The following is a 2,247-nucleotide window of genomic DNA, read 5'->3' on the forward strand; positions in this document are numbered from 1 at the left end:
TTAACGGTTTGCTAAGCTGTAGGACCTTCCTTCTTCAATTAGTTAGATCTGTTTTCGAAGTAATCAATGATAACTTTTCTGGAACCTTCAAAAATATCTTGCTCTGTCCAACTATAAGGAGAAGGTTCCTTTCCATAGACACTTAGAAGCTTTGACCTTAGTTCATCAGGGAATGGCGACCAGTCTTTGTAACCGACCCAGTAGTAGTATTCCTCAATTTTTTGTAGGTCCTTTCTTGTCATAATTGTCATATCAGACTTACCTGCCTAACCCATGACGCTCACGCATAGAAACGTCTCCATCTATTAAAATTTGATAGGAGTCATGGATAATGCGGTCTAAAATAGCTTCCGCAATTGTTTCACTTCCTAATTTTAGATGCCAACCACTAGGATCAATTTGTGAACAGAAAATAGTTGAAGCCACTTTATGACGGGCTTCTGTAATTTCCAGTAGGATTGCCGCTTCATCTGTTGATAAATCTGTCAGTAGCCATTCATCAAGTATGAGTAAATGAACTTTCGTGTATTTTTTTATGGCTTTCCGATAGCTTCCATCCGCTGCTAATTTTGCGAGTGTCAGTTCATCCAGTAATTCTGGTAGGCGAATGTATTTCACATTATAAAATTGGCGGCAAGCAGATACTCCGAATGCTGTGGCTAAGAATGTCTTCCCCGAACCGGTGGGTCCCTTTAATATGATATTGTGACATTTTTGAATATAGTTGCCACTGGCCAGTTTTAAAATCAACTCTTTATCTAATCTACGATCCTCGTAATATTCCATATCTTCAATACAGGCATTTGAGTTTAAAAAAGTGGCTGTTTTTATCAAACGTTGAAGCTTATTACTCTTACGACGGGAATGTTCTAAATCGACGAGTAAAGAAAAACGGTCTTCAAAACTCATCTTTTGAAATTCTTTGTTCAATGCTTGTTCCTTGTAGGCTTCCGCCATACCGTTCAATTTCATTTCGTGTAATTTTGTTAATGTTTGTTCGTTCATCATTTATCCGTTCCCCCATAGTAAGAAGCTCCACGCGTGAAGCCATAGTTATGTTTACTGGTGTCTGTTTTACGTTTCAGTTCTTGCTCGGCGTCATTCTTTTTATTGTTCTTCAATATCGTTTGAATACTTTTGACCGTCGGTCTTTTCGTCATAGAAATAACCATTTTACATGCACGTTCAATTTCATATTTTGTGTAACGACGCTCAGACTTTTTTAACGAAAATATGGACTGTAACGCCTGTTTTTCCGTTTGGAAAGTATCTAGAATGTATTGAACGACGTTTAAGGTTGATGACCCGATACTTTCAGCCCATTCAATCGCTGCTTCACGCGTTTGATCTACGAATAACTTATGATTATCAGGCATATGGTCACGAATGGTGGATATCTGACCAAACTTCCCATATAATCGTTTATGAGAAGCCACTCTCATATGATTAAAAAAGATTTCAACGAGGTCATCTGAAAATTTCACTTCGACTTGTCGATTGATATATTCATATGGAACAGAATAAAACATACTCTCGACAGAGATGTGATAATCAGGACGTACTTTCGCTGTTTTCCATTCGGACATTTTGTAAGGCACAGACGGAAGAGGTGAAAGCGCAAATTTCTCCTCTTCTTCAAATGCCGACAAACGACACCCTTTTTTGCGAGTAAAGGGGCGCTGATTGAATTCAGCTAATTTCGTCCAAACTTCCTCATTCAACTCATCGATACTGAAACAATGGGTATTTCTTAATGCCGCAATAATCCATGTAGAGATAACACCAACCGAGCCTTCAACGCTTGCCTTATCTTTCGGCGTACGAACCCGAGCAGGCATCACAACGGTGTTATAGTAGTCCGCCATTTCCCGATACGTTGTATTCAAGACCAACTCACGTGTGGTATGTTTTGTCACGCTCGTTTTAAGATTATCTGGCACTATAATTTGTGTAGTGCCCCCAAAATACTTATACGCATGGTTATGAGCGGTAATCCACGAATGTAGATCCATTGATAAGGTTGCTTCCGCATACGATAATTGACTGCACGGTAGCGTTGCAACGAAAACATACGCCTTTATCTTCTCCCCAGTATCTCTGTCTATGACGAAGGTTGTGGATCCTGCCCAATCAACTTCCAGGATTTCGCCTGGTTTTCTGCGAATGCGCAAAGTCGCTTTATACTTGTCCGCGTACCTGCTATAATGACGCAAAAAACTCCGATACGAGTACGGAATCTTACGATTC

3 protein-coding genes are annotated in these 2,247 nt (G+C 39.8%); all 3 read right to left on the reverse strand.

Annotation, left to right across the window (positions count from 1 at the left end; genetic code table 11):
• Positions 1-38: 38 nt before the first annotated feature.
• Positions 39-251: a hypothetical protein gene (locus tag ACFQRG_RS16550; RefSeq protein ID WP_380968053.1), complete on the reverse strand. Its 213-nt coding sequence runs from the start codon at positions 249-251 to the stop codon at positions 39-41.
• 7 nt (positions 252-258) lie between these two features.
• The gene (istB, locus tag ACFQRG_RS16555) at positions 259-1,008 is read right to left on the reverse strand and encodes an IS21-like element helper ATPase IstB (protein WP_380968055.1); all 750 of its coding nucleotides are present in this window, start codon (positions 1,006-1,008) and stop codon (positions 259-261) included.
• Positions 1,005-2,247, reverse strand: a 1,243-nt coding sequence (istA, locus tag ACFQRG_RS16560; protein ID WP_380968057.1) for an IS21 family transposase, incomplete at its 5' end; no start/stop codon positions are given. The genes istB and istA, both read right to left, overlap by 4 nt.

Origin of the sequence: Scopulibacillus cellulosilyticus, assembly GCF_042665295.1 — a bacterium.
Taxonomy (GTDB): Bacteria; Bacillota; Bacilli; order Bacillales; family Sporolactobacillaceae; genus Scopulibacillus_A; species Scopulibacillus_A cellulosilyticus.